At 72.6% G+C, this 8,167-nt stretch carries 5 protein-coding genes; 3 read left to right on the top strand and 2 right to left on the bottom strand.

What is annotated here, in order from left to right:
• Both ispH and hpnH read left to right on the top strand, forming a co-directional pair.
• On the top strand, nt 1-1,410 hold a 1,410-nt coding region (ispH, locus tag ABZ914_RS41415; protein WP_500200132.1), incomplete at its 5' end, for a 4-hydroxy-3-methylbut-2-enyl diphosphate reductase.
• Nucleotides 1,411-1,415: 5 nt separating this feature from the next.
• Nucleotides 1,416-2,414, top strand: a complete 999-nt coding sequence (gene hpnH, locus ABZ914_RS41410) for an adenosyl-hopene transferase HpnH (protein ID WP_500200131.1) — start codon at nt 1,416-1,418, stop codon at nt 2,412-2,414.
• A gap of 286 nt (nt 2,415-2,700) precedes the next feature.
• Here the strand turns inward: hpnH and ABZ914_RS41405 are convergent, their stop codons facing one another.
• Entirely contained in the window at nt 2,701-4,104 is a 1,404-nt protein-coding gene (locus ABZ914_RS41405; RefSeq protein WP_500200130.1) for an MFS transporter, read from the bottom strand.
• Nucleotides 4,105-4,219: 115 nt separating this feature from the next.
• On the opposite strand from ABZ914_RS41405, the gene ABZ914_RS41400 reads away from it, so the two are divergent.
• The gene (locus ABZ914_RS41400) at nt 4,220-4,849 is read left to right on the top strand and encodes a TetR/AcrR family transcriptional regulator (RefSeq protein ID WP_500200129.1); all 630 of its coding nucleotides are present in this window, start codon (nt 4,220-4,222) and stop codon (nt 4,847-4,849) included.
• Between the two features lie 56 nt (nt 4,850-4,905).
• Here the strand turns inward: ABZ914_RS41400 and ABZ914_RS41395 are convergent, their stop codons facing one another.
• Nucleotides 4,906-7,464, bottom strand: a complete 2,559-nt coding sequence (locus ABZ914_RS41395) for a glycosyl hydrolase family 18 protein (RefSeq protein WP_500200128.1) — start codon at nt 7,462-7,464, stop codon at nt 4,906-4,908.
• Nucleotides 7,465-8,167 lie beyond the last annotated feature (703 nt).

Genomic DNA, 8,167 nt, shown 5'->3' with positions numbered 1-8,167 from the left:
CCGGTCGTCCGGACCGGCGCCGGCCCCGAGCGGGCGCGGCGGGCCGCCGCGCGGCTGCGCGACGCCGACGGGCTCGCCGTGGCCGGCTTCGGCGGCGCGCTGGACGGGCGGCTGCGGCCCGGCGACCTGTTCGTCGCGACCGAGGTGCGGGGCGCCGGCCCGCCCGTGCCCTGCCCCTCGGCGGAGCCCCTCGCCGGGCTCCTGGAGCGGACGACCGGCGCGACCGTGCACCGCGGCCCGCTGGTCACCACCGACCACGTCGTCACCGGCCGCGAGCGCGCCGAGCTGGCCGCGACCGGGGCGATGGCCGTCGACATGGAGTCGGCGCCGCTCGCCGCCGGGGACCGCCCGGTGGCGGTGGTCCGCGCCATCGTCGACACCCCGGACCGCCCGCTGCTCAGCCCCGCCACCCTCACCGGCGGCGCGGCCGCCCTGCGGCGGCTGCGGACGATCGGGCCCGCCCTGCGCGCATGGGCGGACGCGATCGGGCCGCGCCGGATCCTGCTGGCCTCGCCGCGCTCCTTCTGCGCCGGCGTCGAGCGGGCCATCGAGATCGTCGAACGGGCCCTGGAGATGCACGGCCCGCCCGTGTACGTGCGCAAGCAGATCGTCCACAACACGCACGTCGTGAACGACCTCGCCCGGCGCGGCGCCGTGTTCGTCGACGAGCTGGACGAGGTGCCGCCGGGCGCGGTCACCGTCTTCTCCGCGCACGGTGTCGCGCCCGCCGTCCGCGACGAGGCCGGGCGGCTCGGGCTGCGCGTCATCGACGCGACGTGCCCGCTCGTCGCGAAGGTGCACGCCGAGGCCCGCCGGTACGCCGCGCGGGGCGACCTCGTCGCGCTGATCGGGCACGCCGGGCACGAGGAGGTCGAGGGCACGCTCGGCGAGGCGCCGGAGTCCACGGTCCTCGTGCAGACGCCCGCCGACGTCGCGGCGCTGCCCGCGGACCGCCCCGTCGCCTACCTCACCCAGACCACGCTCGCCGCCGACGAGGCGGACGCGCTGGCCGCGGAGATCACCCGGCGGTTCCCGGACGCGCGGGGCCCGCACACCGACGACATCTGCTACGCCACCACCAACCGCCAGCGCGCCGTGGCCCGCGTCGCGCGCGAGGCCGACCTCGTGCTCGTCGTCGGGTCGGCCAACTCCTCCAACTCCCGCCGCCTCGTCGAGGTGGCCGAGCAGGCCGGCGCGCCCGCCCTGCTGATCGACGGCCCGGCCGACGTCCCGCTCGGCCGGCTCCGCGACGCCCGCGCCGTCGGCGTCACCGCCGGCGCGTCCGCGCCGCCCGCCGTGCTCGACGCGGTCGTCGCCGCGCTGCGCGGCCTCGGCCCCGCCGACCTCGTCGAACGCGAGGTCACGGTGGAGACCACCGAGTTCACCTTGCCGAAGGAGGTCCGACCCTAATGCCGATGCCACTGCGCCAGAGCGTCCGAGTCGCGTCGCACATCATGACCAACAAGGTGCGCGGCAAGGACAAGTTCCCGCTCATCATGGAGCTCGAACCGCTGTTCGCCTGCAACCTCAAGTGCGCGGGCTGCGGGAAGATCCAGCATCCCGCCGACGTGCTGAAGCGGCGCATGCCGGTCGAGCAGGCCGTCGCCGCGGTCAAGGAGTGCGGCGCCCCGATGGTGTCGATCGCAGGCGGCGAGCCGCTGATGCACCCGCAGATCGGCGAGCTGGTCGACGAGCTGGTCAGGATGAAGAAGTTCGTCTTCCTGTGCACGAACGCGCTGCTCATCCCGAAGAAGCTCGACAAGTTCACGCCGTCGCCCTACTTCGCCTTCACCGTGCACATCGACGGCCTGCAGGAACGGCACGACGAGTCGGTCTGCAAGGAGGGCGTGTTCGAGGAGGCCGTCGCCGCGGTCAAGCTGATCAAGGAGCGCGGCTTCCGGGTCACCACCAACACCACGTTCTTCAACACCGACACCCCGCAGACCGTCATCGACGTGCTGAACTACCTCAACGACGACCTGCAGGTCGACGAGATGATGCTCTCGCCCGGCTACGCCTACGACAAGGCGCCCGACCAGGAGCACTTCCTCGGCGTCCAGGAGACCCGCGAGCTGTTCAAGAAGGCGTTCGCCGACGGCAACCGCAAGCGGTGGCGGCTGAACCACTCGCCGCTCTTCCTCGACTTCCTCGAAGGCAAGGCCGACTTCGGCTGCACCGCCTGGGCGATCCCGTCCTACTCCCTCTTCGGCTGGCAGCGCCCCTGCTACCTGATGTCGGACGGCTACGCGCAGACCTATCAGGAACTGCTCGACGAGACCGACTGGGAGTCCTACGGCCGGGGCCGCGACCCGCGCTGCGCGAACTGCATGGCGCACTGCGGCTACGAGCCGACCGCGGTCTTCACGACGCTCGGCTCCCTGAAGCAGTCCCTGCGCGCCCTGCGCGAGAACTAGGCCGTGTTCCAAAGTCCCGCCCCACTTCGCTCGCCTGGCGGTCCACTTCGCTCGCCTGGCGGCTCGCTACGTGACCGGTCCTGGGCGAACGCGGCATCGCTTCGCGATCCGCCCGGCTCCGCTCGCCTCCGGCTTCGCTCCACCGGCCAGGTCACGCGTTCGCGCGTGCGGCCGAGGCCACTTCGAGACAGGCCCTAGCCGCGCGACGCCCGGCAGGCCGTTCCGCCGATCCGCTGCGAGACGGCCCGCCGGGGGCCGCCTCACGCGGTGCGGAGCGTGTCCGGGGTCAGCGTGGCCGGGCGGGGGCGGTGTCGCGGCGGAGGGCGAGCGTGATCGGCACGGTGGCGGCCACCGCGGCGACGGCGAGCCCCAGGGAGATCCGGAAGCCCGTGGCGAACGCCGCGCCGGCCAGGAGCGGGCCGAACACCGCGACGCCCGCCGACGAGCCGACCTGGCGGCCGGCGTTGAACGCGGCGGTCGCGGCCCCGGTGAGCGCGGCGGGGACCGACTCGACCAGCCGCGTCGTCATCGCGGCGACGACGATGCCCCCGCCGAGACCCGCCGGGGTCATGGCCAGCAGCATCGGCCACTCCTGCGGCAGCGGCCCCACGGCCAGGAGCGCCGCGACGGCGCCGCCGAACAGCAGTTCCCCGAGCAGCAGCGCGGCGGTGGTGCCGAAGCGGGCGAGCAGCGACGGCGTCACCAGGTTGCCGAGCGCGATCAGGCCGGTGAACGGCAGGAACGACAGCCCGGCAAGCAGCGGCGGCTCCCCCTTCACGTCCTGGAGCAGCAGGCTCAACGCGAACATCACGCCGTAGAAGGTGAAGTTGAACAGGATGCCGAGCACGCTCGTCCCGGAGAAGCCCGCGCGCCGGAAGAGCCCGAGCGGCAGCAGCGGTTCGGCGGCCCTGCGCTCCGCGAGGACGAAGGCCGCGAGCCCCGCCGCGAACACTCCGCCCGCCGCCAGCACCGCCGGGTGCGTCCAGCCCAGGTGCGGGCCTTCGATCATGCCGAAGACCAGGCCCGTGATCGCCGCGCCCGCGGTGAGCTGGCCGCCGAGGTCCAGCCGGCGCGGACGAGCCGGGACCGCGCCGACCCGGGCCAGCGTCACCGCGGCCGCCGCCGTGCCGAGCACCGCGTTCACGAGGAACACCGCCCGCCATCCCGCCGCCGCGATCAGCACCCCGCCGACCAGCGGCCCGGCCGCCAGGCCGACACCGCCGGTCGCGCCCCAGACGGCCACCGCGCGGGCCCGTCCGGCGGCGCCCCGCGCTCCGGACGTCGCCAGCGTCAGCGAGCTGGGCAGCAGCAGCGCGGCGCCCGCCCCCATCGCGAGCTGGGCGGCGATCAGCACCGGGACGGCCCCGGCGGCGGCCGCGACGGCGGACGCGGGCGCGACGACGGCCAGGCCCGCGAGGAAGATCCGGCGGGCGCCGAGGGCGTCCGCCAGCGCCCCCGCGCTGATCAGCCCGGCGGCCAGCGTCAGCGTGTAGGCGTTGACGATCCATTCCCCGGCCGCAGACCCCCCGTGCAGCGCGCGCAGCATCGTCGGCAGCGCGAGCGTCACGATCGTGGTGCCGAGGAACACCATGAACGCCGCCGCCGAGCCCGCCGCCAGCGCGGCCCGGTCACCTCCCCCCGCCTCCCGTTCGGTGTCCTTTTGCGGCCTCACCTGCGTCTTCGTCTTCATGAACACCCCTCCAGCAACCGGACGCGCCTCGTCCGCTTGCAGACGCTAACACAAGCGGACGACGCTCGTCCATTTAACTGGAGGGTGCCCGTCCGCTTGCTGGTAGATTGGTGCCATGGACGTGACCTGGCCCGCCGTGGACCGGCTGCTGGACGACGGGACCGGGCACCGGCCCCGCGCCGATGCCCGCCGCAACGTGGAACGCCTGGTGGCCGCGGCCCACGAGGCCGCCCGCGAGGCCGGATCGGAGATCACCGCGCACGACATCGCGCGCCGCGCCGGCGTCGGGATCGGCACCTTCTACCGCCGCGTCGGCTCGCTGGAGGACCTGCTGAAGGCCGTCCTGGACGAGCTGATCGGCGAGATCATCGCGTCCGCCGACGCCTGCCTGGCGGCCGACGACCCGTGGGAGGGCTTCCGCGCGTTCGCCGCGTCCTACATCCGCCGCCGCAACGAGCTGTGCGACATCAACGAGGCGCTCGGCAACGTCCTCGACCACTCCCGCGCCGACCTGCGCGACCGCATCCGCAGGCTGGTCGAGCGGGCGCAGGAGGCGGGCGCCGTGCGCGCCGACGTCATGTGGACCGACGTGGCGTTCCTGCTGGTCTCCGCGGCGACCGGGCCGCACACGCTCGGCCTGCGGGCCGGCGAGGAGCAGTGGGACCGCAACCTGCACGTCATCCTGGACGGCCTGCGCGCCCCCGGCTCCGGTGACCTGCCGGGCGAGCCCCCGCAGGCGCCCTGACGAGGGTCAGGGCCGGCACCGCGCGGGGGAGACGGCGCCGGCCCTGAGTCCGGTGGTCAGGCCAGTCCGTCGTCGAGCGCCTTGGTGAGCACGCCCGGGTCGCCGGACATCTCCCAGATCATGGCGCCCAGCAGATGCCTGCTCTTCAGCCAGGCGGCCTTCTTCCCGATCGACCAGGCGTCGTCGAACGACCACCACTGGCCGCCGTCACCGGTGAAGCAGGACGTCGCGACGGCCTGCTCGTCGTGCGCGACCGTGCAGGTCGGCAGGCTGGAGACCAGGTTGGCGTAGCCGCGCGTCCCCGCCTCCTCCTGGAACTGGCCGGGCGCCGCGCCCTTCGCGGCCTGCCATTGGCCGCCCTTGCCGCCGTCGGTGACGCCCTGCCAGCCCCGGCCGTAGTAGGCGAGCCCGATCGTCAGCTTGCGCGGGTTCACCCCGGCGCCGAGGTAGGCGTTCACCGCGTTCTCGACGCTGAAGTGGAACGGGTACGGGTCGTCGGTGTCGGTGTACAGGTTGGCCTGGTGGCCGGTCCGGTTCGGCTCCCACGAGTTGTCGCTGCCCGAGCCGTGGAAGTCGTAGCCCTGGACGTTGAAGATGTCGAGGGACTTGGCGACCTGCGGCAGGTCCCATCCGGCGGCGATCTTCGCCGGGTCCGCGGGGGTGAACGCGGTGAGCTCGTAGCGCTTGCCGGTCTGCGCGGTCAGCGCGTCCAGCTGGCGGCGGAACTCGGCGATCAGCAGCGCGTTGTTCTGCTTGTCGGCGGCGCCGACGTGGTTGCCCGGGTGCCCGTCCGAGCCGGGCCACTCCCAGTCGAGGTCGATGCCGTCGAAGATCCCGGCCGCCGCGCCCGGCCCGCCCGCGCTCTCGTACTCGGGCAGGTCGCCCTTGATGTAGGTGTCGATGCAGGAGCCGACGAACTTCTTCCGGGAGGCGTCCGTCGCCGCGACGTCGGAGAAGTACTTGGAGTACGTCCAGCCGCCGATCGAGATGAGGATCTTCAGCTTCGGGTACTTCGCCTTCAGCTTCTTGAGCTGGTTGAAGTTGCCGCGCAGCTTCTCCCAGCCGGTGTCGGCGACGCCGTCGACGGACTGCGCCGCGCTGAACGGGCGGCCGTAGTCGGCCTCGGCGTCGCCCGCGCCGTCGCCCTGGTTCGGGTCCTCGGGGTCGGACGTGGTGCCCTTCGTGACGCCCTGCAAGCAGGTCAGGTTCTTCGGGTCGATGTTCGCGAACGCGTAGTTCAGGTGCGTCAGGCGCGCCGCGTTGCCCGTCGTGTCCAGGTTCTTCACGAAGTACTGCCGCCCGTAGATGCCCCACTGGACGAAGTAGCCGACCTTCGCGTAGCCGCTCACGACGTCGTCCGTGGTGACCTTCACCGCCGCGCTCTCCGCCGACACGTTGTCGTACAGGTCGCGGGCCCGGACGGTGAACGAGTACGCGGTGGACGGCGACAGCCCGGCGACGGTCGCGGACGTCCCGGTTACCGTCGTGGCGACCTTCCCGTCCACCAGCACGTCGTAGTTCGCGATGCCGGTGTTGTCCGACGAGGCGGACCACGCCAGCTGGACGCTCGCAGAGTCCTTCCCCGTGCTGTTCAGCCCCGACGGCACGGACGGCGCCTGCGTATCGTCGCCGGGGTCGTTGGTCTTCACGGTGACCGGCGCGCTCGCGGGGGACAGGTTCCCCTTCCGGTCGCGGGCCTTCACCGTGAACGTGTACTGGGTGTTCGGCGTCAGCCCGGTGACCGTCGCGGCGGTGCCGGGCACCGTCGTCGCGAGCGTCGCCCCGTTGTACACCTCGTAGGCGGTGACCGGCAGGCTCCCCGCCTTCGCCGCGTCCCAGCTCAGCGACACGGTCTTGGTCGTCTTCACGGTGGTCTTCAGCCCGCCCGGCGCGCTCGGCGGGACGTCCGCGGACCCGTCGCAGTTGGCGTCGTTGATCCGGCAGCTCACCGGTTCCGCCCCGGACCTGCTGACGGTGAACGTCGGGCTGTACGGCTCCGTCGTCTTCCCGGCCGCGACCGAGGAGTTGTAGTAGACGGACGACAGCGTCACGGTCGTGCCGCTCTGGCTGATCGTCCCGTTCTGGGCGCCGCTCGCGGTCACGCCGCTCGGCAGGTCGAACACGATCGTCCAGCCGTCGACGGCCGTGGCGGTGCTGTTCGCGACGACGAACTTCGCCTGCGTCCCGTTCACCGAGTACTCGGCGGTGACCGCCGCGACCGTGGGCGGCGGCTCGCCCGAACCGTCGCAGTTCGCCCCGTTGAGCAGGCAGTTCGTCGGCTGCACCGCGGAGCTCAGCGTGAACGTCGGGCTGTACGGCTCGGTGCTCCCGCCCGCCTTCACGGTGGCGATGTAGAACGCGGGCGTGAGCGTCACCTTCGTCCCATTCTGGGACACCGTGGCGTTCTGCGGGTTGCTCACCGTGACGCCCGCCGGCAGCTCGAACGTCAGCTTCCAGCCGCTCACGTCGGACGTCCCGGGGTTGGCGACCACGTACTTCCCGGTCGTCCCGGACAGGCTGAACGCGGCCGTCAACCGCGCCGCCGCCCGCGCGGGAGCGGCCGCCAGCGCCGCGACGACCAGGAACGACACCAGGATGGCGAGGAATCTTCGCATGCCGAACACCTGCTTCCGGGGTGGTGGTGCTGCACGACCGGCCGCCCTCCCCGAACCGGTAATTGATAGGAAGGTTTCCTATCAATTACCGAGCAAGGTAACTCCCTGAACCCTCGCCGACAACCCCCGCCGACCCGCCCTCGCACCAACCACCCCAGCTAGCGCACCGAACCAGTCGGACCCCACAAGAATCTCGGCACAAACAGCCCGAACGACGACCCGACCCCGGTCAACACCTGACAACCGACACCACGCCGACACCGCACCAAGAGGGCCAGAGCCCAAAGCGGCAGAAGATCAGCAACCTCAGCGACAAGGGGGAAGGGGCGAAACCTCAACCCACTCACCGGCCGGCACGGGTCCGCCGACCTGAACCACGAGGGGGCAAGGGGTGGAGCCCCCAAACCACCCGCAGAGCGGAGGGAGACCAGTGACCTCAGCCGCGAGGGGGCGAGGGGCGAAGCCCCAAAACCACCCGCCAAGCAGAGGAGGACCAGCGGCCTCAGCCACGAGGGGGCGAGGGGCGAAGCCCCAAAACCACTCGCCAAGCAGAGGAGGACCAGCGGCCTCAGCCACAAGGGGGCAAGGGGCGGAGCCCCAAACAACAGAAGCGGTGAGAAGAGAAAGGCCCCCACGGACCGCAACCACAAGGGGGGCGTGGGGGGGGGGGCCCCCCACAACGGGGGTCCGGGGGGGGCCCCCC

This window comes from Spirillospora sp. NPDC046719 (assembly GCF_040645715.1).
Classification (GTDB): Bacteria; Actinomycetota; Actinomycetes; order Streptosporangiales; family Streptosporangiaceae; genus Spirillospora.
The sequence above is the reverse complement of the archived record's forward strand: the minus strand, read 5'-3'. Positions and strand labels throughout refer to the sequence as shown.